20 protein-coding genes are annotated in these 23,358 nt (G+C 63.0%); 12 read left to right on the top strand and 8 right to left on the bottom strand.

Annotated features, from left to right (window positions below; all coding sequences use genetic code 11):
- Positions 1–405: 405 nt before the first annotated feature.
- Both NKG99_RS32460 and NKG99_RS32465 read right to left on the bottom strand, forming a co-directional pair.
- Complete coding sequence (locus NKG99_RS32460) at positions 406–1,710, bottom strand: M23 family metallopeptidase (protein WP_352873384.1); 1,305 nt, start codon at positions 1,708–1,710, stop codon at positions 406–408.
- Between the two features lie 140 nt (positions 1,711–1,850).
- Positions 1,851–2,318, bottom strand: a complete 468-nt coding sequence (locus tag NKG99_RS32465) for a peroxiredoxin (protein WP_352873386.1) — start codon at positions 2,316–2,318, stop codon at positions 1,851–1,853.
- Positions 2,319–2,413: 95 nt separating this feature from the next.
- Between NKG99_RS32465 and NKG99_RS32470 the strand changes: the two genes are divergently transcribed.
- Positions 2,414–5,794: a hypothetical protein gene (locus NKG99_RS32470; RefSeq protein WP_352873388.1), complete on the top strand. Its 3,381-nt coding sequence runs from the start codon at positions 2,414–2,416 to the stop codon at positions 5,792–5,794.
- Between the two features lie 6 nt (positions 5,795–5,800).
- Here NKG99_RS32470 and tyrS read toward each other — a convergent pair whose 3' ends face one another.
- Complete coding sequence (gene tyrS / locus NKG99_RS32475; protein ID WP_352873390.1) at positions 5,801–7,054, bottom strand: tyrosine--tRNA ligase; 1,254 nt, start codon at positions 7,052–7,054, stop codon at positions 5,801–5,803.
- 232 nt (positions 7,055–7,286) lie between these two features.
- On the opposite strand from tyrS, the gene NKG99_RS32480 reads away from it, so the two are divergent.
- Positions 7,287–8,930, top strand: coding sequence for an ArnT family glycosyltransferase (locus NKG99_RS32480; protein WP_352873391.1), 1,644 nt, complete (start codon positions 7,287–7,289; stop codon positions 8,928–8,930).
- A gap of 30 nt (positions 8,931–8,960) precedes the next feature.
- On the top strand, positions 8,961–9,788 hold the full coding sequence (locus NKG99_RS32485) for a phosphatase PAP2 family protein (protein ID WP_352873393.1): 828 nt from the start codon (positions 8,961–8,963) through the stop codon (positions 9,786–9,788).
- Positions 9,789–9,809: 21 nt separating this feature from the next.
- Here NKG99_RS32485 and NKG99_RS32490 read toward each other — a convergent pair whose 3' ends face one another.
- Positions 9,810–10,460, bottom strand: a complete 651-nt coding sequence (locus NKG99_RS32490) for an FMN-binding negative transcriptional regulator (RefSeq protein ID WP_352873394.1) — start codon at positions 10,458–10,460, stop codon at positions 9,810–9,812.
- Positions 10,461–10,480: 20 nt separating this feature from the next.
- A complete protein-coding gene (locus NKG99_RS32495; protein WP_013532163.1) occupies positions 10,481–11,155 on the bottom strand; it encodes an alpha/beta hydrolase in 675 nt (224 codons plus the stop codon).
- A 237-nt stretch (positions 11,156–11,392) separates the two neighbouring features.
- On the opposite strand from NKG99_RS32495, the gene NKG99_RS32500 reads away from it, so the two are divergent.
- The 7 genes from NKG99_RS32500 to sufA all read left to right on the top strand — a co-directional run bounded on the left by NKG99_RS32500 (position 11,393) and on the right by sufA (position 18,557).
- On the top strand, positions 11,393–12,571 hold the full coding sequence (locus tag NKG99_RS32500) for a cysteine desulfurase family protein (RefSeq protein WP_352873397.1): 1,179 nt from the start codon (positions 11,393–11,395) through the stop codon (positions 12,569–12,571).
- A gap of 185 nt (positions 12,572–12,756) precedes the next feature.
- Positions 12,757–14,274, top strand: a complete 1,518-nt coding sequence (sufB, locus tag NKG99_RS32505; RefSeq protein WP_352873399.1) for a Fe-S cluster assembly protein SufB — start codon at positions 12,757–12,759, stop codon at positions 14,272–14,274.
- Between the two features lie 27 nt (positions 14,275–14,301).
- Entirely contained in the window at positions 14,302–15,057 is a 756-nt protein-coding gene (gene sufC / locus NKG99_RS32510) for a Fe-S cluster assembly ATPase SufC (RefSeq protein ID WP_013895901.1), read from the top strand.
- 40 nt (positions 15,058–15,097) lie between these two features.
- Positions 15,098–16,366 carry a Fe-S cluster assembly protein SufD gene (sufD, locus tag NKG99_RS32515; RefSeq protein WP_352873400.1) on the top strand — a complete coding sequence of 423 codons (1,269 nt, stop codon included), beginning with the start codon at positions 15,098–15,100 and terminating at the stop codon, positions 16,364–16,366.
- 43 nt (positions 16,367–16,409) lie between these two features.
- The gene (locus tag NKG99_RS32520; RefSeq protein ID WP_352873402.1) at positions 16,410–17,651 is read left to right on the top strand and encodes a cysteine desulfurase; all 1,242 of its coding nucleotides are present in this window, start codon (positions 16,410–16,412) and stop codon (positions 17,649–17,651) included.
- 21 nt (positions 17,652–17,672) lie between these two features.
- On the top strand, positions 17,673–18,065 hold the full coding sequence (locus tag NKG99_RS32525; RefSeq protein ID WP_352873403.1) for an SUF system Fe-S cluster assembly protein: 393 nt from the start codon (positions 17,673–17,675) through the stop codon (positions 18,063–18,065).
- Between the two features lie 111 nt (positions 18,066–18,176).
- Complete coding sequence (sufA, locus tag NKG99_RS32530) at positions 18,177–18,557, top strand: Fe-S cluster assembly scaffold SufA (protein ID WP_013532156.1); 381 nt, start codon at positions 18,177–18,179, stop codon at positions 18,555–18,557.
- Positions 18,558–18,709: 152 nt separating this feature from the next.
- On the opposite strand, the gene NKG99_RS32535 is transcribed toward sufA, so the two are convergent.
- Positions 18,710–19,207, bottom strand: coding sequence for a GFA family protein (locus NKG99_RS32535; protein ID WP_352873405.1), 498 nt, complete (start codon positions 19,205–19,207; stop codon positions 18,710–18,712).
- A 91-nt stretch (positions 19,208–19,298) separates the two neighbouring features.
- On the opposite strand from NKG99_RS32535, the gene NKG99_RS32540 reads away from it, so the two are divergent.
- Positions 19,299–19,622 (top strand): TfoX/Sxy family protein, encoded by a 324-nt coding sequence (locus NKG99_RS32540; RefSeq protein ID WP_352873407.1) that lies wholly within the window; start codon positions 19,299–19,301, stop codon positions 19,620–19,622.
- Positions 19,623–19,858: 236 nt separating this feature from the next.
- Here the strand turns inward: NKG99_RS32540 and NKG99_RS32545 are convergent, their stop codons facing one another.
- Both NKG99_RS32545 and NKG99_RS32550 read right to left on the bottom strand, forming a co-directional pair.
- Entirely contained in the window at positions 19,859–20,776 is a 918-nt protein-coding gene (locus tag NKG99_RS32545) for a pseudouridine-5'-phosphate glycosidase (protein WP_352873408.1), read from the bottom strand.
- A 74-nt stretch (positions 20,777–20,850) separates the two neighbouring features.
- Positions 20,851–21,795, bottom strand: a complete 945-nt coding sequence (locus NKG99_RS32550) for a carbohydrate kinase family protein (RefSeq protein ID WP_352873410.1) — start codon at positions 21,793–21,795, stop codon at positions 20,851–20,853.
- A gap of 283 nt (positions 21,796–22,078) precedes the next feature.
- On the opposite strand from NKG99_RS32550, the gene recA reads away from it, so the two are divergent.
- Positions 22,079–23,176 (top strand): recombinase RecA, encoded by a 1,098-nt coding sequence (recA, locus tag NKG99_RS32555; protein ID WP_057145834.1) that lies wholly within the window; start codon positions 22,079–22,081, stop codon positions 23,174–23,176.
- The last annotated feature ends 182 nt before the right edge of the window (positions 23,177–23,358 follow it).

Consider the following 23,358-nt stretch of genomic DNA (forward strand, 5'->3'; position numbering starts at 1 on the left):
AGAGAAGACGGACAAACCCCGTTTTACGGGGCATGCACATGCGGCATTTCGATTCACTCAAAACTTTCCCCGGACAGCCCTGCGTGAACGGGGAGAAAGAGGCTGGCCGCAGCGCCGGCGCCTTTCTTGGAACACTGACAATTGGCGAAACCATCGATGGCAGCGTCCCTCGCCCCGTTTACGGGGAGAGGATGCCGGCAGGCAGGTGAGGGGCGGCGCCAACGTTCGGAAAAGGATGACGGGACGAATTCGGAACCTGAAGCGATTGCCCTGCCGCGTGGCTGGCGGTCGCTTTTCGGGTCTTCAGGGCGGGAGACTGACCAGGCCCGTGATGTCGGGGTGGGCGCGAAACGACCGAGCCGCTCGCGAAGCGGCCAGAGATGGTCAACTCCCGGCCTGCATTCTTCAGAGGTACTGTGCGACCTTCCTGCCGACCGTGAGGAAGCGCAAGGGATCGATCGCTTCGCCATTGTGGCGGACTTCATAATGCAGATGCGGGCCGGTCGAGCGGCCGCTGCTGCCGGTCTTGCCGATGACGGCGCCGGCGTCCAGTTTCTCGCCAACGGTCACGTCGATCTCGCTGAGATGCCCGTAGCGCGTCGCAAAACCATTGCCATGGTCGACTTCAATCATGCGGCCGTAGCCGCCGTTCCAGCCGGCCTTGGTGACGATACCGGGAGCCGTGACCTTGGCGGCCATGCCGATCGGCGCCCTGAAATCCATGCCGGAATGGAGCGCCGCGGTACCGAGAAGGGGGTCGGTGCGCACCCCGAACGGGCTGGTGACGGAGTGGCCCGGCGCCGGGTTGGTGAGCGGCAGCCGACGCGCTTCCTTCTTGAGGTGGTCGAGCGTGTCAAGCGCCTCGTCCAACTCCTTGACCTTGCTGTCGAACATCATCGAGGAGTCGAGCGGGATCAGCGGTCCGCCGACATCGCTATCCCCCTTGCCGAAATCGCTGTCGACCGGCAGTCCTGCTGCTTGAAGCGCCTGGGTAATCGCGTCGGCGCTCTTGTAGGCGTTGTCGGCAAGCGTGCTGATACGGGTCAGTTGGTCGTTCTCGATGGATTTCAGCGACTGGTTGATCGAGATGAAGAGCTTGTCGGCGCGATCCGCGGCTGAATCGTTGGGCAGCGGATCGGAGCGGGTCGACCATAGCGAAAACGGCCTGGTGTCGCCGGCGCCGAGGTCGGCGCCAAGGCTGGCGACCGCATAGTTCCGCGCGGGTTCCTTGATGCTACCGGTCACTTCGGCGCGTTTGTCCGGCTTCGAAACCGCTGCCGGATCCTCGGCCGGCGCGGCGCCAACTTCGTTCTCGGCGCGTTCGAGCAGCGGACCAAGGCGACCGTGGCGCTGGCTCAGCTGGCTCTGGCGTTCCAGCAGTTCGCTGACCTTGGTTTCCATCAATTGCTGGTCGAGCAACTGGCGGCTGGTGATGCGGTCGACCTGGGCGCGAAGCGCCGAAATGCGATCTTCATAGGCTTGCTGCATGCGTGCCTGCCGCGCCGTGGTGGCGCCGATCAAATCGTCACGCAGCACGAGATAGGAGGTCGCCAGGAGGTACCCGATGGCGATGGCGGCCAGCGCCGAGCCGATAAAGGCCGCGAGCCAGGGTCGGATGGTGAAGTGCCTGATCTCGTTGCCCCGGGCGATGATGACCGTATGGGGCTCCTTGCGCCTGCCGAAGACTGCTGACTGACCGGTTGCGTTCACGGGACCAAGCTTTCGGTTACGACACCACGACAGCTTGACTACACATTATTAAGGTTAACAAAGGCTTGTGGTGCACCGGCTCTGCGGCGACGCTCGTCAGGCGAGCATAGGGAAGGCACGAACAGCCGTGCCGGCAATCCTCAAAGCGCACGAACGGCTTCGAGCACTTCCTCGGCGTGGCCCTTGACGCGGACCTTGCGCCAGATCCTGGCGATCCGCCCGTCGCGTCCGATCAGGAACGTCGCGCGCTCGACGCCCATGTATTTGCGGCCATACATCGATTTCTCGACCCACAGATGGTAGGCCTCGATCACCTTGCGCTCCTCGTCGGCGGCAAGGTCGATGGTCAGATTGTATTTCGACTTGAACTTGTCGTGCTTCCCGGCGGTGTCGGGCGACAGGCCGATCACCACGGCGCCCGCCTTCTCGAAGTCCGGCTTCAGCCGCGAAAAGCTGATCGCCTCTTGGGTGCAGCTTGTTGTGTCGTCCTGCGGATAGAAATAGAGGACAATGGGCTTGCCGGAGAATGCGGCAAGGCTGAGCGATCCGCCGCCGTCGCGCGGCAGATCGAATTGCGGCGCAAGATCGCCTACGTCGAGGTCAGCCATACCGATGCCCTTGTTTGAGGTTACGCGCGAAGCCACACCGATATAGTGTCGAGCGGGGATTCGTCCACGATCGAGTTCGTACAACGGAAAATTGCGTGGATCAGGAGCAACCGCAGCACGAGAAGATCCGGTTCAGGCGTGATGAGATCACCGACCTGGCCGCTTTTCCGTCCGCCTGCCGCGTGCCGCCACTTGGTCAGGCGTCGATCGGGCGCGGCTTTCGCATCCTGGCAAGGGCATTCGCCGGTCTGGTCGCTCTCGTGTTGCTGGCCGCTGTGCTCGTTTATCTGGTTGGCGCCTCCGGCATCGGGGCCGACCGGCTTCGTATCGAGGCGGAAACGGCTCTTGAGAAACTGGCCGGCGTCGATGTCAATGTCGCGGTCGGGCCGGCGCGCATCACTCTCGACAGTTCGAGTTTCATAGCTCTCCAGGTCAGCGACGTCAGCTTGAAGACCGCCGACGGCAAGCCGATGGCCGATGCCGGCCGCGTGCGCTTCGGCGTTCGCCTGGTTCCGCTGCTGTGGGGGGATGTGCGGCTGACCAGCGCCAGGATCTCCGATGCCCGCATTGTCGTGGCGGCGATGCCGTCCGGCGGCGACTGGACCGCCGCCCTGCGCAATGCGGACGGCCTCATCGATCCGGAGAAGCTGTCCAATGCGGTGTTCGGAAACGTCAACCGCGCGCTCGATGCCGTGCGGGAAGATTCGCTGCGCCAGATTGATCTTCGCAATGTCGAATTCGTGCTGCCCGAAACCGGAACGATCAAGCTGTTCAATATAACCGACGCCACCGTCGTGCAATCGGGACCGGGCGGTATGCGGTTTTCATCCAAGGCGGATGTCAACGGCAGGACGGTTACCGTTGCCGCTTCCGCCACCCGCGACATCGCGGCACACCGGGTCACGGCGCTGGATGCCAGCATCGACCTGGCGGATGCCGGCGACCCCGCGGCCGCTGCCGGGAAGTTGGGCGCGGTCGCGCTGAAGCTGACGGGATCGGAAGGATCGGGGGCGAATGCATCGCGGCTGACGGCTCTTTTGTCGTCGACTGGTTCCATTCTCGATCTAGGCACGCGCGGGTTGCTGCCCGCTGACGTCGATGTCGATGCGACGCTTGTTTCCGGCAGCAACAAGGTCCAGGTCGACAGATTGCTGCTGAAGACCGGTCGCTCGACATTCGATTTCGCCGGTTCGATCGGTCCGAAGCCGGCAAGCGGGGCGGCGGGTGAGGAGCCTTCCTATCGCTATGACCTGACCAGCGACGGTTCGTCGCTTGCGCCTTCGGAGTCGCCTGAGCCAGCGCTGACCTTCCTCGCCCGGATTGCCGGTGTCTACAACACGGTGAGCCACAGGCTGGTCGCCGAGCAGATCGCGCTTCGGTCCGCTGCCTCCAGCGAAGTGCTTGGCACCGCTGCCGTGGCGTTCGTCGACGGCAAGGCGCCGGGGATCAACCTTGCCATCAATATCCACAACATGCAGGTCTCTCACGTCAAGCAGCTGTGGCCGTGGTTTTCGGCGCGCAACGCCAGGCTGTGGGTGCTCGCCAATCTGTTCGGAGGCCGCGTCGTCGACGCCAACCTCCAGTTCCAGGTCGTGCCGGGCCGGCTGGGCAACGGCGTGCCGCTGTCCGCAGACGAAATATTCGGCCGCTTCCAGATCGAGGGATCGCGCTTCGACACGGCCGGCCGCATTCCGCCGATACGCGACGCGGTTGGCGTCGTCGGCTTCCACGGCAACGATGTCGATGTCTCCCTGTCCTCGGGCACCGTCTATATGCCCAGCGGTCGCACCGTGGCGGCCAGCAACGGTACATTGACGGTCAAGGCGGCCAATCGCCCGCCGGTCATCGGCGCGCTCGACATCGACGTTGACGGCGACGCATCCGCTGTTGCCGAACTCGCATCCTACGAGCCGATCAACGCCATGCGCCATGTCGGAATTCTGCCCGAAGAGCTGTCGGGCAGCGTCACCGGCCACGTCAAGGCGGATATTCCGCTGCAGTCCGGCGTCGACAGTTCCAAGCTCGATTGGCTGGTGTCGCTCGACTACACCGGCATGTCGTTGGCCAAGCCTTTCGAGGGGCAGACCGTGACGGATGCCGACGGTTCGATCACGGTCGACCCTGTTAAGGCGGTGATCTCCGCAAAGGCGTCGCTGAACGGCATACCGGCCGAACTCGATCTGATCGAGCCCCTCAGGGATGATGGGCCGGCGCGCAGCCGCAAGGTAGCCATGGTGCTCGACGACAAGGTCCGCGCCGCCGCCATGCCCGGTCTGAAGCCGCTGCTTGCCGGAACGGTGAAAGTCGCGATCGACAAGAATGGGAGCGGCAACCAGAACGTCTCGGCCGATCTGACCAATGCCAGGCTGGACGTCCCCTGGGCGGGTTGGAGCAAGGGCGCTGGGGTCCCCGCCAATGTCACATTCGTCATGACCAAGGCCGGCGATACGACGACGCTGTCCGACTTCAACCTCGACGGAAAGAGTTTCTCCGTCGACGGCAGCATCGTGCTGATCAATGGTGCCTTGTCGTCGGCGCGGTTCAGCAAGGTCACCTTAAACAGGGGCGACGACGTCGCGGTGTCGGTGAAGCGATCCGGCAAGGGCTATGCGGTCGACATATCAGGCAATGCGCTGGATGCCCGCTCGCTCATCAAGCAGTTCACCTCGGATGTCGACACAGCGACCAAGACCACCGGTTCCGACGCCATTTCCGTCAGCGCCGATGTCGACCGGCTGACCGGTTTCCACGACGAGCAATTGTCCAATTTGAAGCTCGACTACAGCGCGGCCGGTTCGCGGGTGAACGGGCTGAAGGTCAGCGCGACGGCAAGTTCGGGCGCCGCCATAAGCATCAGCAACACCACTGGAGCCGGCCGGCGCGCGCTCAACATGCAGTCCGCCGACGCCGGCGCTATCCTCAGGTTCCTCAACATCTACGAGCATATGGAAGGCGGAACGATCATCCTGGCGCTGGCGGGGCCGAGCGACGGAGCGCTGAAGGGCAAGGTCGACACCAGCAACTTTTTCGTGGTCAACGAACCGAAGCTCGCCTCCATCGTCTCGACCACGCCGGCCGGCGACAGCCGCAGCCTCAATCAGGCGGTCAAGGGCAAACTGGACACGTCGCGGGTGAAGTTCGAACGCGGTTACGCCGAGATCGACAAGGGCAGCGGCTATCTGAAACTGGCCAATGGCGTGCTGCGCGGTCCGCGCATCGGCACGACGTTCCAGGGCACGCTCTACGACCAGAACAACAACATGGACATGACCGGCACATTCATGCCGGTCTATGGCCTCAATCGCATCTTCGGCGAATTGCCCATCGTTGGTGCGTTGCTCGGCAATGGCCGCGACCGTGGCCTGATCGGCGTTACCTACCGGCTCAAGGGCAATGCCAACAAGCCGCTGCTTGACATCAATCCGCTGTCGGTGATCGCGCCCGGGATATTCAGGTCGATCTTCGAGTACCGGTGAGCGATCTCAAATCGGCCGCACCAGAATGTGTTTTTTCTTTCCCAAAGACAGCTTTACGACGTTTTCCGGACTCAAATCCCTTGAAGTCACCAGCCGGCGCTCGTCGCTGACCGGCTCGTCGTTCAGGCGCACGGCACCGCCTTGCACGTGCCGCCGCGCCTCGCCGTTCGACGCCGCCAGCCCCGCGGTGACCAGCAGCGACAAGACCCCGACGCCGGCTTCGAGTGCGGCCTTGTCAACCTCGACGGTCGGCAGCGATTGCGCGAGCGCGCCTTCCTCGAACGTCTTGCGCGCCGTATCGCTGGCTTGTTCGGCGGCTGCGCGACCGTGCAGCAAGGCGGTGATCTCGGTGGCGAGGATCTTCTTGGCCTCATTGATCTCGGACCCGCCGAGCCGCTCAAACCGCGCGATCTCGTCCAGGGGCAGCGTCGTGTAGAGTTTCAGGAAGCGGGCAACGTCGGCATCCTCGGTGTTGCGCCAGTACTGCCAGAATTCATAGGGGCTCAGCATCTCCGCATCGAGCCAGACCGCGCCCGATGCCGATTTGCCCATCTTGGCGCCTGACGAGGTGGTGAGCAGCGGCGTGGTCAGCGCGTAGAGCTGCGCGTCCTCCATGCGGCGGCCGAGATCGATGCCGTTGATGATGTTGCCCCATTGGTCGGAGCCGCCCATCTGCAGGCGGCAGCCAAGGCGCTTGTAAAGCTCGACGAAATCATAGGCCTGCAGGATCATGTAGTTGAATTCGAGGAACGACAGCGACTGCTCGCGATCGAGCCGGAGCTTGACGGAATCGAAGGCCAGCATGCGGTTGACGGAAAAGTGACGGCCGACATCACGCAGGAAATTGACGTAGTTGATCTCCATCAGCCAGTCGGCGTTGTTGACCATGATGGCGTCGTTGGGGTCGCCGCCGAATTTGAGATACGGCATGAAGTTGCGGCGGATGCCGTCGAGGTTGTCGTCGATGTCCTGTGGGGTCAGCAGCTTGCGCGCCTCGTCCTTGAACGATGGGTCGCCGATCATCGAGGTGCCGCCGCCCATCAGCGCGATCGGCCGATGACCGGTCTGCTGCAGCCAGTGCAGCATCATGATCTGGATCAGCGAGCCGGCGTGCAGGCTTTTGGCGGTCGCGTCGAAGCCGATATAGGCCGTCACCGTCTCCTTGGCGAAGATAGCGTCGAGGCCGGCATCATCCGAGGTCTGGTGGATGAAACCGCGCTCGCTCATCGTGCGCAGGAAATCGGATTTGAAGGCGGACATTGTTTCTTTCCCGAAAGCGCCCGGCCGCCGCGGCTCGGGTGTGCATGAACGCGGGCGTTTAGCACCCAAGCGCGGTTAGCAAAAGTGGTTTCCGGTTTTGCGGCCCGTGCGGATGGCCAAGCCCACTTCTTGCCTCATTCTTTTGGCTGGCGTATTGAGGCGCCGCGCAGGGGCAGGGCCTGAGGCGCCGCGACGGGGCCATCCCGCAGATCAGATCCGGAAAGCTCCCGCGATGAACAGGAATTACCTTCTCCTCTTTCTGTTCAGCGTGCTGATGACTTTCAGCGGGCTGGCGAGCCTTCCACCCGTCGACCGCGACGAATCCCGTTTTGTCCAGGCCACCAAGCAGATGGTCGAAACCTCCGACTATGTCGACATCCGTTTTCAGGATGCCTCGCGTTACAAGAAGCCGATCGGCATCTACTGGCTGCAATCGGCGGCCGTGGCGCTGAGCGGCGAGGGGGCGGCGGCGCCGATCTGGGTCTACCGCCTCGTCTCCATGCTTGGCATTGCCCTGGCCGTCGTCGGCATCGCCTGGACGGGCACGAAGCTCTTCGGAGCCAATGCAGGTCTCGCCGCCGGCCTGATGATGGCGGCGATCTTCGCCACCGCCTTCGAGGGCCGCGACGCCAAGACCGACGCCATGCTGCTGGCCTGCTGCGTGGCGGCCCAAGGCGCGCTCGCCCAAGTCTATCTGGCGTCGCGCCGAAACGAACCGGTAGCCGCCCATCTGCCGTGGATATTCTGGGCGGCTCAAGGGCTGGGAATCCTTATAAAAGGACCCGTGGCCCCGCTGTTGTCGGTACTGACGGTCGCCACCTTGTTTGCGTTCGAGCGCGACTGGCGCTGGATCTTGAAGCTGAAGCTCGTGCGCGGTGTCGCTCTGGTGCTCCTTATCGTGCTGCCTTGGGCCGTCCTCATCACCTGGAAGAGCGGCGGCGCCTTTCTCAGGGATGCCGTCGGCAAGGACATGGTGGCCAAGGTCGCCTCGGGTGAGGAATCGCACGGCCTGCCGCCCGGTTTCTACATGCTGACCTATTCGCTATTCATGTGGCCCTTCGGCCTGATCGCGGTCGGCGCCGGGCTCCAGGCCCTCAACCGGTTGCGCGACGATCCCCGGCTGCGTTTCTGCCTCGCCTGGTACATTCCGTTCTGGCTGGTGTTCGAGCTGATCCCGACCAAGCTGCCGCATTATGTCCTGCCGGCCTATCCCGGCATGGCGCTGCTGATAGGCTGGCTGCTGACATTGTCGCCGCAGGATGCGAATGCGCCGCTCAAGCGCTGGCAAAACTGGTTGTGGTGGTCGACCGCATTCGGTCTTGTCGTGGTCAGCCTCGGCCTAGCTGCGGTCTGCGTCGGAGCGCCGATCTACCTCACTGGCACCTTCTCCTGGTGGAGCATTCCGGCGGCCGCGGCAGCACTGGGGGCGGGCTACTTCGCTTTTTCCAGGGAGCTGCAAGTGCCGCTGCGCCGCATCGGCGCCATCGCGGTCTGCGCGGGCATCACCTATGGCTTGCTGTTCGGCGTCATCGCGCCTTCGCTGAAGCCGATCTGGCTGAGCCCGGCCATCGAAGCGGCGGTCCGTGCCAACAGGCCCTGCGAGACCACGGTGCTCGCCTCAGCGGAATATCACGAGCCGAGCCTGGTGTTCTTGGTGGGCACCAACACCGTGCTGACCGATGTCGATGGCGTCGCCAAACATCTGCTTGCCGACCCTGCCTGCGCGCTGGCGTTGGCACAGGTTGGCGATGAGCAGAAATTGAATGGCCTGCTGGCGGCACAAGGCAAATCCGCGAGCCGCGTTGCCCGGATCGATGGCCTCAACTATTCGTCGGGAGACAAACTGTCGCTCGGCCTTTATCGTGTGGCCCAATGATCGCTGGTCGATGACAGGGTCGAATTTCCAATGCTGGTGAAATCGCGCCCTTCCGTTTCCGGTCTGCTCCTTGGGGTAGGTCGCCGGTCCCTCGACAATTTTCGCGATACGATGCGGATCGCCAAAAGGCGCTTTGCCGTCCGTCCGGCCAGATACCCGAACATCTTATGGTCGGTCTGGGTGCTGGTCTGGGTTCTGCTGACGGCGGCGGCGTTCGTTCGCCTCGACACTCCGGCTGGAATGCTTCACGGCCAGTGGTCGGCGAAATTTGCCGGGCTTGCCGACTTTTTCACGCAGTTCGGCCTGGGTGGCTGGTATCTCATTCCGTCGGCGCTTCTGCTCGTCGCCGCGAACCTGACGGACTGGCGAAGCCTCTCGAGGCGCTCGCTGATGCTCGTCTACAACTGGACCTGCCTGGCTTTTCTGGTGCTGGGCGCCGCCGGCCTGTCGGGCCTCGCCGTCAATGTGCTGAAATACGCGATCGGTCGGGCTCGCCCGCTCTATTTCGGCGACTTTGGTGTGCTGGCCTTGCGTCCCTTCGCTTTTGATGCGCGCTTTGCCGGCTTCCCGTCCGGCCATGCCACGACCATGGGCGCCGTTTTCGGGGTGGCCCTGCTTTTGTTTCCGAGGCGCTGGTACATCGCCTTGGCGATCACGGCGTGCATCGCCTCGACGCGGGTCTTCGTCGGCGCGCATTATCCCAGCGATACCGTCGCCGGCTTCGGCCTTGGCTGCGCCTTCGCGATTGCCTGCGGGCTGGTCTTTGCCCGGCTCGGCTTCATCTTTCGCCCGATGCCATCGGGATTGCCGGTCCGCAAAAAGACGTTTTGGCTGATCAGACCGAGCCGGAAGACCTGAGCGTCCGGTTTGGCCCGAAGCTTAATTCCCGTCCAGACCGCCGTAAGATCTCACCATGCCAGCCATGTCAAGCGACGAGTTCTCTTCGCTTTCGAGCCCTTGGGCAACGCCGACGCGATCGGCGACAGGCCGGTTCTGGCTGACCTTCCACTTGCCGTGGACTTCGCTGATCTCGATCTCCAGCCCGATAATGCCCTTGATCTGCGACTGGATGAAGGGCGCCGGCGCATCGGTCACCGCCCAGGGTGCCTCGCGAGCGCCTTCCTGGGACACGGTCAGATCGGCGATCTGCCGCGCCAGCCAGTTCTGGTCGTCCATCACCGTGACGGTGCCGCGCACCTGTACGATGGCATAATTCCAGGTCGGCACCACCTTGCCGGTTTCGCGCTTGGTCTCGTACCAGGACGGCGTCACATAGGCATCGCTGCCCTGGAAGACGACCAGCACTGGTGAAGCCGGATTGTCGGCCAACAGGCGCCATTGCGGGTTGGCCCGCGCCAGATGCGCCCGCAGCCGGCCGTTCGGCCCGACGTCGGCGTCGAGCAGGAACGGGATGGCGTTGGCGACCGGGCCCTCGGGTCCGTTGGAAATCAACAGCCCGAGCGGGTGCGCCCGGATCAGCCCGTGCAGGATGTCCGGCCGCGTTTCCCTGAAATGAGGAGGCTCGTACACCGCCGCCGCCCTTCCTTTGCTTAACGCAGCCGCTTCGGCCGCGGATCCGACAATTCACCGGCAAGCCGGCGGTCGAGATAATCAGCGCATTCCTCGAGCAACAGGTCGGCGTCGTTGGAGAAGAAATGGTTGGCGCCGGGCAAGGTCTTCTGCGTGATGGTGATGCCTTTTTGCGTGTGCAACTTGTCGACCAGGCCTTGCACATCTTTCGGCGGCGCCACCTTGTCGGCATCGCCATGGATGATCAGGCCCGATGAAGGGCAGGGCGCCAGGAACGAGAAATCATAGGTGTTGGGCTGCGGCGCGATCGAGATGAAGCCTTCGATCTCCGGCCGGCGCATCAGGAGTTGCATGCCGATCCAGGAGCCGAAGGAGTAACCGGCGACCCAGCAACTCTTGGAATCCGGATGCAGCGACTGCACCCAATCCAGCGCCGCGGCGGCATCCGACAACTCACCAGTGCCGTGATCGAACTCGCCCTGGCTGCGACCGATGCCGCGGAAATTGAAGCGAAGCGTGGTGAAATCCCGCTTCTGGAACATGTAGAAGAGGTCGTAGACGATCTTGTTGTTCATCGTGCCGCCGAACTGGGGGTGCGGGTGCAGAACGATGGCGATCGGCGCGCTCTTTTCCTTGGAAGGCTGGTAGCGCCCCTCCAGACGGCCGGCAGGGCCGGTGAAAATGACCTCAGGCATAAAATACTCCACTTGCATACGAATGCGCGGCGCCCGGAACAAGTCTTCCTCTGGCCTTGACGCAGGGCGAGCGTCTTCTTAGAAGCTAGTTTAGAATTGTTCAAAACTGAGTGGCAAGACATCGAGCCGGGCCACCCGCGCCGCAAGCCGCGTAAATAGGACGCCTCGCCTTGGAATTTCAAGGAAATAACGCGATACGTCGGCGGAATGGCTTCTGACGGGACCAACTGGACGAAAATGGCCGCAAATCGAGCCTATCTCGACTACAATGCCAGTGCGCCGCTGCTTGCAGTGGCCCGCGAGGCTATGGTCGCGGCGCTTGATGTCGTCGCCAACCCGTCGTCGGTCCATGCCGAAGGGCGTGCCGCACGCCGCCTGATCGAGACCGCAAGGCGTGACGTGGCAGCACTGGTCAACGCCAAGCCAGAGCATGTCGTGTTCACCTCCGGCGCGACGGAAGCCGCCTCGACGCTGCTGACATCAGACTGGCGGATGGGACGCGGCCCTGTGCGCATGAGCCGGCTTTACGTGTCCGAGGCCGATCACCCCTGCCTGTTGAATGGCGGACGCTTCCCGGCAGCGCAGGTGACACGGATCGGCGTCGATGCCAACGGCATCGCCGATCTTGCGGCCTTGGCCGTTGTGCTTGCCGAGCATGACAAGGCCGATGGCCTGCCGCTGGTTGCCATCCATGCCGCCAACAACGAGACCGGGGTCATCCAGCCGATCGATCGCATCGCCGGGATCGTCAAGGAAGCGGGCGGCATCCTCGTCGTCGACGCCGTTCAGGCAGCGGGGCGCGTTTCGATGGACATGTCAGCGGGTTACGCCGATTATCTGATACTGTCCTCGCACAAGGTCGGCGGCCCCAAGGGCGTCGGCGCCATCGTCGCCGCCTCCGATCTGATGATGCCGCAGCCGCTGATCAATGGCGGCGGCCAGGAAAAGGGCCACCGTGGCGGCACCGAAAACCTCGCCGCCATTGCCGGTTTTGGCGCGGCCGCACGCGAGGGTCTGGCCGGGCTGCCGGCCATGGATGCGGTGCGGCAGCGCCGCGACGAGATCGAGGCCATGGTGAAAATGTTGGTGCCGGACGCGGAAATCTTCGGAACGGGTGCGCCAAGGCTTGCCAATACGACATTCTTCGCTATTGCGGGCGTCAAAGCCGAGACCGCTCAGATCGCCTTCGATCTGGCCGGTGTGGCGCTGTCGGCCGGTTCCGCCTGTTCGTCGGGCAAGGTCGGACCGAGCCATGTGCTGAAGGCCATGGGATACGGCGACAGTCTTGGCGCCTTGCGCGTGTCGATCGGTCCGGCGACGGGCGCTGAGGATATCGAGCTGTTCCGCACCGCGCTGGCGGGGATCGCCGCGCGGCAAGCCGCTAGGCAAAAGGCGGATAGAGACCAGGCCGCGTGAGCGGTTGGACAATTTTGGGCCTTTCGGCCTGGTAGAGCCGTGCGTTTCATGCTGGCCGGGTGAATTTCCGGTCGGGGCGCACTATATGAAACTTACGCTGCCGCAAGCGCTTTTTCGGCGTTGATTGGCAGTGCCATAGTTTGAAAACTGTCGGGCCTTGACCCCGGCGTGGATGGAGAACGCCTATGCCTGCTGTGCAGGACACGATCGATCGGGTCCGAAAGATCGACGTCGACCAATACAAATACGGATTCCAGACCGAAATAGCGATGGACAAGGCCCCCAAGGGCCTGAGCGAAGACATCATCCGCTTCATTTCGGCCAAGAAGGACGAGCCGTCCTGGATGCTGGAATGGCGTCTGGAAGCGTATCGCCGTTGGCTGACGCTGGACGAGCCGACCTGGGCGCGCGTCCACTATCCGAAGATCGATTTCCAGGACATCTACTTCTACGCGGCGCCAAAGAGCACGCCCGGCCCGACCTCGCTCAGCGACGTCGATCCTGAACTGCTGAAGGTCTACGAGAAGCTCGGCATTCCGCTGCGGGAACAGGAAATTCTCGCCGGCGTGCAGAAGACGGACGCCTCCGAGCTCGAGGAAGCCAGCGACAATGTCTACAAATCGGGCCGCGTCGCCGTCGACGCCGTGTTCGATTCCGTCTCCGTCGTCACCACGTTCAAGAAGGAGCTGGCGCAGGCCGGCGTCATCTTCTGTTCGATCTCGGAAGCCATCCGCGAGCATCCGGAGCTGGTGAAGAAGTATCTCGGTTCGGTCGTGCCGACCTCCGACAATTATTACGCCACGCTGAATTCCGCCGTGTTCACCGACGGTTCGTTCGTCTTCGTGCCCAAGGGCGTACGCTGCCCGATGGAACTGTCGACCTATTTCCGCATGAACGAGAAGAACACCGGCCAGTTCGAGCGCACGCTGATCATCGCCGAGGAGGGGGCTTACGTCTCCTATCTCGAAGGTTGCACGGCGCCGCAGCGCGACGAGAACCAGCTGCATGCGGCGGTGGTCGAACTTGTGGCGCTCGACGATGCCGAGATCAAATATTCGACGGTGCAGAACTGGTATCCCGGCGACGCCGAGGGCAAGGGCGGCATCTACAATTTCGTCACCAAGCGTGGCGACTGCCGTGGCCATCGTTCGAAGATCTCGTGGACGCAGGTCGAGACCGGTTCGGCGATCACCTGGAAATATCCGAGCTGCATCCTGCGCGGCGACGATTCCTCGGGCGAATTTTATTCGATCGCCGTCTCCAACGGCTACCAGCAGGTCGATAGCGGTACCAAGATGATCCATCTCGGCAAGAACACGTCGAGCCGCATCATCTCTAAGGGCATCGCCGCCGGCTTCTCGCAGAACACCTATCGCGGCCAGGTTTCGGCGCACCGCAAGGCGACCAACGCCCGCAATTTCACCAACTGTGACTCGCTGCTGATCGGCGACCAGTGCGGCGCGCACACCGTGCCCTACATGGAAGCCAAGAACTCGACGGCGCAGTTCGAGCATGAAGCGACGACCTCGAAGATTTCCGAGGACCAGAAATTCTACGTCATGCAGCGCGGCATTCCGGAGGAAGAGGCGATCGCCCTGATCGTCAACGGCTTCGTCAAGGACGTCATCCAGCAGCTGCCGATGGAATTCGCCGTCGAGGCGCAGAAGCTGATCGGAATTTCGCTCGAGGGCTCGGTCGGTTGACCGGACAGATATTCAGGAAACAAAAGAATGCTTGAAATCAGAAACCTGCACGCCCGCATCGTCGATGACGGCACCGAAATTATCCGCGGCTTGAACCTGACGGTGAAAGCGGGCGAGGTTGCTGCCATCATGGGACCGAACGGCTCGGGCAAATCGACGCTGTCCTACATCCTCGCCGGCCGCGAGGACTACGAGGTCACCGAAGGCGACATCCTCTACAACGGCCAGTCGATCCTGGAAATGGATCCGGCCGAGCGCGCCACGTCGGGCATTTTCCTCGCCTTCCAGTACCCGATGGAGATACCGGGCGTCGCGACCATGGAATTCCTGAAAGTGGCGATGAACGAGCAGCGCAAGGCGCGTGGCGAGGAGCCGCTCAAGATCCCGGAATTCCTGAAGCGGGTGAAGGAAGCCGCCGCCTCGCTCAGCATGGACATGGCGATGCTGAAGCGGCCGCTCAATGTCGGCTTCTCCGGCGGCGAGAAGAAGCGCGCCGAGATCCTGCAGATGAAGCTGCTGGAGCCGAAGCTGTGCGTGCTCGACGAAACCGATTCCGGCCTCGACATCGATGCGCTGAAGATCGTTTCCGATGGCGTCAACGCGCTGCGCGCGCCAGACCGGGCGTTCCTGGTCATCACCCATTACCAGCGCCTGCTCGAACACATCGTGCCCGACAGCGTGCACGTGCTCTACAAGGGCCAGGTCATCAAGTCGGGCGACAAGTCGCTGGCGCTCGACCTCGAAGCCAACGGCTATGCCGGCGTGATCGGGCAAGCCGCGTGAGATGCCAGGCCATTTTGTGCCAAAAGGCGGGGCAAGACTGATGAATATCCACACACAACCGCAGCGGACACCGGCCGAAACAGCGTTGATCGACGCGTTCGGCGACCGGCTGTCGCTGCTGCCGGGCGACGGCGCGGTGATGCTGAAGCGCGACAACGCCATCGAGGCGATCAAGCACGGCCTGCCGACGCGGCGTGTCGAATCCTGGCATTACACCGACCTGCGCCGGCTGTTGAACGCGGTGCCGGACTTCGACCCGTCCGCCATGGCCAAGGCCATTGCACCGATCGTCGATGGGTCCACTGTGGTGTCGATCCTGAACGGTAAGTCCGACGCCAAGGTGCCGGCGGTCGAAGGCGTCGCCTTCCAGCCTCTGTCGGAAAAGCTGATCGACGGCAGCATCGCGCCGGGGCTCGATCCCTATGGCAGCGACGATGCCATCGGCGCGCTGAACACGGCCTTTGTCGCCGACGGTTATTTCGTCGATATCGCCGATGGCACGGAGCTTGAAAAGCCGATCGAACTGCAGAACTTGCAAGCCGGCGGCCAGACCCATGTGCGCCTGCCGGTGCGTGTCGGCGCTGGTGCCAAGGCAGTCATCGTCGAGCGTCAGGCGGGCGATGGCGCCGCGCTGGTCAGCTCGGTCAGCCAGCTCGTGCTGGGCGAAGGTGCTGAGGTGACGTGGCTGATCGTCCAGGAACAGCCGGAAACGGCGACGCATCTGGCGCAGTTCAAGGCCCATATCGGCAAGAATGCCAAGCTGACGCTGTTCGTCATGAACGCCGGCGGCAAGCTTGTGCGTCAGGAGATCATGGTCAGGACGACTGGCGAAGGCGCCGACTTCAAACTGCGCGGCATCAACCTTTTGGCCGGCGACACCCACACTGACGTGACCATGGTTCTCGACCATGCCGTGCCGCACACGGCCTCGACGGAAGTGATCCGCAATGTGGTGACGGGCAAGGCGCGCGGCGTCTTCCAGGGCCGCATCAACGTCCACCAATACGCGCAGAAGACCAATGCCAAGATGGCTTGCAACACGCTGCTGCTGTCGGACGACGGCGAGTTCTCGACCAAGCCCGAGCTGGAAATCTTCGCCGACGATGTCATCTGCGGCCATGGCGCGACCGTCACCGAGATCGACCACGACCATTTGTTCTACCTGATGGCACGTGGCGTCGATGAGAAGACCGCGCGGGGGTTGCTCGTGAAAGCCTTTGTCGCCGAGGTGATCGAGGAACTGGACGACGAGGCGATCGTCGAGGCGCTCGAAACGCGGCTCGACCGCTGGTTTTTGACGCACGGCTAGCGCCGTTGGAAGGATCGCGGCCTCGGCCGGCAAGGACTTTGTGATGGACCAGAAACTCGAAAACATTCCCTACGACGTCGAAGCGATCCGCCGCGATTTCCCGATCCTGTCGCGGGAAGTCTATGGCAAGCCGCTGGTCTATCTCGACAATGGCGCCTCGGCACAGAAGCCGCGGGTGGTGCTGGATACGATCCAGCACGCCTATTCCCAGGAATACGCCAACGTCCATCGCGGCCTGCATTTCCTCTCCAATGCGGCGACCGATGCGTATGAAAAGGCGCGCGAGACGGTGCGCCGCTTCCTCAACGCGCCGAGCACCGACAACATCGTCTTCACCTCGAACACGACCTCGGCGATCAACACGGTCGCCTATGGCTATGGCATGCCCAACATCGGCGAGGGCGACGAGATCGTGCTGTCGATCATGGAGCACCACTCCAACATCGTACCGTGGCACTTCATCCGCGAGCGGCAGGGCGCCAAGCTGGTCTGGGCACCGGTCGACGATCTCGGCGTCTTCCACATCGACGAATTCGAGAAGCGGCTGACAGACCGGACAAAGCTTGTCGCCATCACCCAGATGTCGAATGCGCTGGGCACGGTGACGCCGATCAAGGAGATCGTCCGCATCGCGCATTCGCGTGGAATTCCCGTACTCGTAGACGGCAGCCAGAGTGCGGTGCATATGCCTGTCGACGTGCAGGATCTCGACTGCGATTTCTTCGTTTTCACCGGTCACAAGGTGTACGGCCCCTCGGGCATCGGCGTGCTCTACGGCAAGAAGGACATTCTCCAGGGCATGCGCCCCTTCATGGGCGGTGGCGAGATGATCGAGGAGGTGACGGAAGACATCGTCACCTACAACGAGCCGCCGCACCGCTTCGAGGCCGGCACGCCGCCGATCGTCCAGGCGATCGGACTAGGTGCCGCGCTCGACTATATGGAAAAGATCGGCCGGGACCGCATCGCGGCCCATGAGGCCGACCTCAAGAACTATGCGCATGAGCGGCTGCGCGCCATCAACTCGCTGCGCATCTTCGGCGACGCACCCGGTAAGGGCGCCATCATCTCGTTCGAGCTGCAAGGCATTCACGCCCATGACGTGTCGATGGTGATAGACAGGCAAGGCGTTGCCGTCCGCGCCGGCACCCATTGCGCCCAGCCGCTGTTGAAACGTTTTGGTGTAACCTCCACATGCAGGGCATCGTTCGGCATGTATAATACCAGGGCCGAAGTCGATGCTTTGGCCGAGGCGCTTGAAAAAGCGCGCAAGTTCTTCGGGTGAAGATTTTTTTGGGTAACGACCATGGATGATGTGAGCCACACCACCGAGACCGCACCGGAAGCGGCCATCAACCCGCTGGTTTCGGCCTCGGCGATTCCCGCCGACGAACTTGCGCGGCTGACCGACGACATCGTCTCGGCGCTGAAGACCGTCTACGACCCGGAAATCCCGGCCGATATCTACGAGCTTGGCCTCATCTACAAGATCGACATCGAGGACGATCGCTCGGTCAAGATCGACATGACGCTGACAGCCCCCGGCTGCCCGGTCGCCGGCGAAATGCCCGGCTGGGTGGAAAACGCCGTCGGCGCCGTCGAGGGCGTTTCGGGTGTCGAGGTCGCCATGACCTTCGACCCGCCCTGGTCGCCCGATCGCATGTCGGAAGAGGCGCAGGTCGCGGTAGGCTGGTATTAGTCGTCGGGCACGGCAAAGGTAGCGCACTTGCGCCAGTCATAAAACTTCACCATTTTAGGTGAGAATCGTTCGGCAGGCCTTGAACCTGTACGGAATGGAGAAGGAAAAAGAATGGGACGCTTTGCCGTCATCACGATGACCGAAAAGGCCGCCGACCGGGTGCGCGAGATCGTTGCCACCCGCGACAACGCGCATGGCATCCGCCTCGGCATCAAGAAGGGCGGCTGCGCCGGCATGGAATACACGGTCGATCTGGTGACCGAACCCAACACCAAGGACGACCATATCGAGCGCGACGGCGCCCATGTCTATGTGGCGCCCGAGGCTGCGCTTTTCCTGTTCGGCACCGAGATGGATTTCGAGCAGACGACGCTGCGCACCGGCTTCACCTTCCACAACCCGAACCAGAGCTCGGCCTGCGGCTGCGGCGAGTCCGTCGAATTGAAGCCGGCCGATCTGAAGGCGCTGGCAGAGGCACGCGCCTCGGCCTGATCTTCCTTCGCCCCGTTTACGGGGAGAAGGTGGCCCGAAGGGTCGGATGAGGGGCAGCGCTGCCCTATCCGCAGTTTGCTCCGCCCAAGCAATTGGCTTTTCATCCGCTTCGCGGACCATTCCTCGCCTCCCCGTAAACGGGCCGAAGACAATCACTCTACCCACATGCCCGTCCGCTTGTGCCAGTCGGCGATCGATTCCTCGGGGTAGACGTCGAACGCCTTGTCGCCCTTGGCGATATCGGGCTCGACCCAGTTCGCCTTGTATTTCAGCATCAAATGCACCTTGCTGGGCGGCTTCGGCAGATCGCTGTCGACAGCCGAGGCAAAGGGATGCACCAGTTCCGGCCAGGTCGGATCGTAGAGCCACAGCGCCGACCCGCACTTCTTGCAGAAATTGCGTTCGCCGGTCGATATCTCGCACCGCGGGTGCTCGTCGTCTTCGATCTCGGCCCGGTAGACGCCGAGACTTCTCTTGCCCCTGATGTTCAGCGTTTCGTAGTCGGCGCCGAGATTGATGGCAAAACCGCCGCCGCCTTGCTGCTTGCGGCAGATCGAGCAGTAGCACAGCATGAACGGCACCGGCGTGTGGCTCTCCACCTCGAAACGCACGGCATTGCAGCGGCAGGATCCCTTGAGCAGAAGCGGCATGACAAAAAGACTCCGACGGAATGTTCTCAACCTGTCAGCATGATTTTGGTTGCGCGATGACAATGTCAAATGCCGGTGACATGATCGCGGCATGGACAATGAACGCATCGCCGAACTGTTCGAAGGCCTCGGCCCGGTTAGCATCCGCAAACTGTTCGGCGGCAAGGGCATCTATTTCGACGGCGTCATCGTCGCCGTGGTGCTGCGCGGCGAATTGTTGCTGAAGGCCGACGAGCAAAGCGCGCCCGACTTCGAAGCCGCCGGTTGCCGGCGATGGACCTACACCGGCTCCCGCCACGGCAAGCTAGTCTCCATGCCCTATTGGAGCGTTCCCGACAGCGCTTTCGATGATCCCGACGAGATGACGGTCTGGGCAGGGCGGGCGTATGAGGCGGGACGAAGGGCGGGGAAGTGAGACGATTTTCGGACGTTGCGGCTGTGCAGGGTTGGAAACGCCGAGGGACAGAACCCCCCTCTGGCCTGCCGGCCATCTCCCCCGCAAGGAGGGAGATTGGCAGCTCAACCGCCGGCTCACACTCGTCAACGCTGGTGATTGGCGAAAGCCGATGCGACATCCGATCTCCCCACTTGCGGGGGAGATGGCCGGCAGGCCAGAGGGGGGTGCTGTCCCGCCGACGTTGGCGGCACTCCCTAAAGCGCCTTCGCGATCCTCGCCGCCAGCCTTGCGTTGTTTTCCACAAGCGCGATGTTGGTCTTCAGGCTCCTGCCGTCGGTCAGTTCGAGGATTTTCGACAGCAGGAACGGCGTCACCGCCTTGCCGGTCACGTTGAGCGCCTCTGCGGCCTTCTGCGCGGCTTCGATGTAACCGGCCATCTCTTCGGCCGGGATTTCGTGGTTCTCGGGCACCGGATTGGCGATCAGCACGCCGCCGGCGAGGCCCAGCGAAGCCCGAGTCTGGTAGAAATGCGCGATCTCTTCCGGACTGTGCAGGGTCAGCGGCGCGCGGAACGGCGAATGCCTGGACCAGAAGGCTGGCATCGTCTCGCAGCCATGGCCGATCACCGGCACGCCGCGCGTTTCCAGCACTTCCAGCGTCTTTTCGATGTCGAGGATGGCCTTGGCGCCCGCCGACACGACGATGACCGGTGTGCGCGCCAACTCGTCGAGATCAGCGGAAATGTCGAAGCTCTTTTCCGCACCCTTGTGGACGCCGCCGATACCGCCGGTGGCGAACACTTTTATGCCGACCATATGCGCCGCGATCATGGTGGCGGCGACCGTGGTGCCGCCGGTGCGCCCTTGCGCCACGGCGAAGCCGAGATCGGCGCGCGACAGCTTCATGGCGTCGCCCGTCATCGCCAGCGATTCGCGTTCGCCGTCCGAGAGCCCGATCTTGATGCGGCCGCCGACCACGGCGATCGTCGCCGGCACGGCGCCGCCGTCGGTGATGATCTTTTCGACATCCGCGGCCATGGCGCCATTGTCGGGGTAGGGCATGCCATGGGTGATGATGGTGCTTTCCAGCGCCACCACCGGCCGGCCGGCGGCCAGGGCCTGCGCCACCGGCGCGTGGATGTCGATGAAGGGGCGGGCGGTCTCTGGGGTCATCTGGATCTCCATCCCGGAGTGCGTCGCGTCCACTTGGGCGCGCGAAAAACTCCGGCACTATGAATTTGCCGGTCTCATGCCACTTCCTGCGCATCCGGCACAAGGGCCAGTGCCTCCGCGAAGGTCGCCGCGGTGAAATCCGGAACGGCGTCCGGGCTTTCGATGGCAAGCGTCGCCGCGGCAATGCCCTCGCGCAGGGCCACCCGCAGCGGCAGGCCGTGCAGCAAGGCAGCGACCGTTGCGCCGGCCAGCGCATCGCCTGCGCCGGTGACGTCGGCTATCCTCCTTGGCGGCGGCGGCAGGATCGAGAAGGCGCCGGCGTCATCGAAGCCCAGCATGGCACTGCCGCCCGCCGTCACCACGCCGCTCCTGAGCCCCGCGCGTCTCAGCCCGGCGACGATGTCTTGCGGGGAAGTTGCCACGTCCAGGTCCGCCAGTGCGGTCGCTTCGCGCCGGTTCATGAAGACGACGGCCAGATTGCCGAGCACCGGCTTCAAACGCACGATCTTGGCCGGCGAAATGGCAATGGCGAAGACGGGTTTGCCGGCCGCAAGCGAAACCAGCCGCTCCAGTGCCGCCGTCGGCAGATTGGCGTCGCAGAAGACGGCGTCGGCGGCAGCGATCACCTCCCGGACCCTGGAGCGCCTGATCTGCTTGGGGAACGCTAGGTCATAGAGCGCCATGTCGGCGAAGCCGACGATCAGTTCGCCCTCGTTGTCGATCAGCGCCGTATAGCTCGGCGTGGTGCGGTCGAGGAACACCGCGGACAGGTCGGTAATGCCTGCCTCGGCGATGGCTCGTGAAACGGCATCGGCAGCGGCATCGCCGCCGCGCACCGACAGCAGCGACGCGGACACGCCACGGCGAACTGCGCTGCGCAGCGCGTTGAAAACGCCGCCGCCGACATCCTCGCGCATCGTGCCGGGATTGGAAGCAGCCGGCACGTAGGGACCTGATACCTGGCCGCGCCGATCGATATGGGCGCCGCCTACGGCCAGTATTTTCGTGGATTTCAGCATGCCGGCGATATCACCTTTGTTATTCCGGTCGCACAAGCGCTAGACTGCGTGACGGCGCTTCGCATGCAAAGGTAGCGATTCGGCGGATCGAAACAATCGAGCCGCCTGGCCCCAATGCGTTAGACGTCGTGAAGCTAAATCGTGAGACAAAAAAAGAACAAATCTGGATATTGATTGTTTTTCAGATATTTGACCCCTCTTGCCAAACGAGAACAAAAAAGGTACAAATTGGCAGGGATTACGGATTGTCCGGCCTTCATTGACGACCAAGGGGTGATGTATCATGGCTCAGAATTCTTTGCGGCTGGTAGAGGACAAAGCGGTGGACAAATCAAAGGCTCTGGATGCGGCGCTGTCGCAAATCGAGCGGGCTTTCGGCAAAGGCTCGATCATGCGGCTCGGCGCGAACGAGCAGGTCGTCGAGATCGAAACGGTGCCGACCGGCTCGCTTGGCCTCGACATCGCGCTTGGCGTCGGTGGCCTGCCGCGCGGCCGCATCGTCGAGATCTATGGGCCGGAAAGCTCGGGCAAGACGACGCTGGCGCTGCACACCGTGGCCGAAGCCCAGAAGAAGGGCGGTATCTGCGCCTTCGTCGATGCCGAGCACGCGCTCGATCCGGTCTATGCCCGCAAGCTTGGCGTCGATCTGGAGAACCTCCTGATCTCGCAGCCCGACACCGGTGAGCAGGCGCTGGAAATCTGCGACACGCTGGTGCGCTCCGGCGCCATCGACGTGCTGGTGGTCGATTCGGTGGCGGCGCTGACGCCACGCGCCGAAATCGAAGGCGAGATGGGCGATTCGCTGCCCGGCCTGCAGGCCCGCCTGATGAGCCAGGCGCTGCGCAAGCTGACCGCTTCGATCTCGCGTTCCAACACCATGGTCATCTTCATCAACCAGATACGCATGAAGATCGGCGTCATGTTCGGTTCGCCCGAGACCACGACCGGCGGCAACGCGCTGAAATTCTACGCTTCGGTGCGCCTCGACATTCGCCGCATCGGCTCGGTCAAGGACCGCGACGAGGTCGTCGGCAACCAGACCCGCGTCAAGGTGGTCAAGAACAAGCTGGCGCCGCCCTTCAAGGTGGTCGAGTTCGACATCATGTATGGAGAAGGCGTGTCCAAGACCGGTGAACTGGTCGATCTCGGCGTCAAGGCCGGCGTGGTCGAGAAGTCGGGCGCCTGGTTCTCCTACAATTCGCAGCGTCTCGGCCAGGGCCGCGAGAATGCCAAGCTGTTCCTGCGCGACAATCCCGACACCGCGCGCGAGATCGAATTGGCGCTCAGACAGAATGCCGGGCTGATCGCCGAGAAATTCCTTGAGAATGGCGGCTCCGAAGGTGGCGACGACGGGTTCGAGGAGGAATCCGGCGCGATGTGAGAGCCTTGGGCGATGGCCGGAGTTCGGCCATAATCTCGCTATATTATCTCAGGCTTATGTAATCGAGTTCCGAGTTATTGCGTTTTGAACCGCCGGCCTAGCCCGGATATCTCACACTGTCTTTTGGCGTAGGTCTGAAGCGGGGATTTTGCGAGCGCGTGAGTTGCAGGCAAGGGCTGTCG

This window comes from Mesorhizobium sp. M1409, from assembly GCF_040317535.1.
Taxonomy (GTDB): domain Bacteria; phylum Pseudomonadota; class Alphaproteobacteria; order Rhizobiales; family Rhizobiaceae; genus Mesorhizobium.

Excerpts from the sequence above, each read along its gene's own strand:
- NKG99_RS32525 (WP_352873403.1), top strand. The coding sequence starts at position 17,673 with ATGGATGATGTGAGCCACACCACCGAGACCGCACCGGAAGCGGCCATC.
- NKG99_RS32540 (WP_352873407.1), top strand. The coding sequence starts at position 19,299 with ATGGACAATGAACGCATCGCCGAACTGTTCGAAGGCCTCGGCCCGGTT.
- NKG99_RS32485 (WP_352873393.1), top strand. The coding sequence starts at position 8,961 with ATGCTGGTGAAATCGCGCCCTTCCGTTTCCGGTCTGCTCCTTGGGGTA.
- sufB (WP_352873399.1), top strand. The coding sequence starts at position 12,757 with ATGCCTGCTGTGCAGGACACGATCGATCGGGTCCGAAAGATCGACGTC.
- tyrS (WP_352873390.1), bottom strand. The coding sequence starts at position 7,054 with ATGTCCGCCTTCAAATCCGATTTCCTGCGCACGATGAGCGAGCGCGGT.
- NKG99_RS32480 (WP_352873391.1), top strand. The coding sequence starts at position 7,287 with ATGAACAGGAATTACCTTCTCCTCTTTCTGTTCAGCGTGCTGATGACT.
- NKG99_RS32550 (WP_352873410.1), bottom strand. The coding sequence starts at position 21,795 with ATGCTGAAATCCACGAAAATACTGGCCGTAGGCGGCGCCCATATCGAT.
- sufC (WP_013895901.1), top strand. The coding sequence starts at position 14,302 with ATGCTTGAAATCAGAAACCTGCACGCCCGCATCGTCGATGACGGCACC.
- NKG99_RS32465 (WP_352873386.1), bottom strand. The coding sequence starts at position 2,318 with ATGGCTGACCTCGACGTAGGCGATCTTGCGCCGCAATTCGATCTGCCG.
- sufD (WP_352873400.1), top strand. The coding sequence starts at position 15,098 with ATGAATATCCACACACAACCGCAGCGGACACCGGCCGAAACAGCGTTG.
- NKG99_RS32545 (WP_352873408.1), bottom strand. The coding sequence starts at position 20,776 with ATGACCCCAGAGACCGCCCGCCCCTTCATCGACATCCACGCGCCGGTG.
- NKG99_RS32500 (WP_352873397.1), top strand. The coding sequence starts at position 11,393 with ATGGCCGCAAATCGAGCCTATCTCGACTACAATGCCAGTGCGCCGCTG.
- sufA (WP_013532156.1), top strand. The coding sequence starts at position 18,177 with ATGGGACGCTTTGCCGTCATCACGATGACCGAAAAGGCCGCCGACCGG.
- NKG99_RS32495 (WP_013532163.1), bottom strand. The coding sequence starts at position 11,155 with ATGCCTGAGGTCATTTTCACCGGCCCTGCCGGCCGTCTGGAGGGGCGC.
- NKG99_RS32520 (WP_352873402.1), top strand. The coding sequence starts at position 16,410 with ATGGACCAGAAACTCGAAAACATTCCCTACGACGTCGAAGCGATCCGC.
- recA (WP_057145834.1), top strand. The coding sequence starts at position 22,079 with ATGGCTCAGAATTCTTTGCGGCTGGTAGAGGACAAAGCGGTGGACAAA.
- NKG99_RS32535 (WP_352873405.1), bottom strand. The coding sequence starts at position 19,207 with ATGCCGCTTCTGCTCAAGGGATCCTGCCGCTGCAATGCCGTGCGTTTC.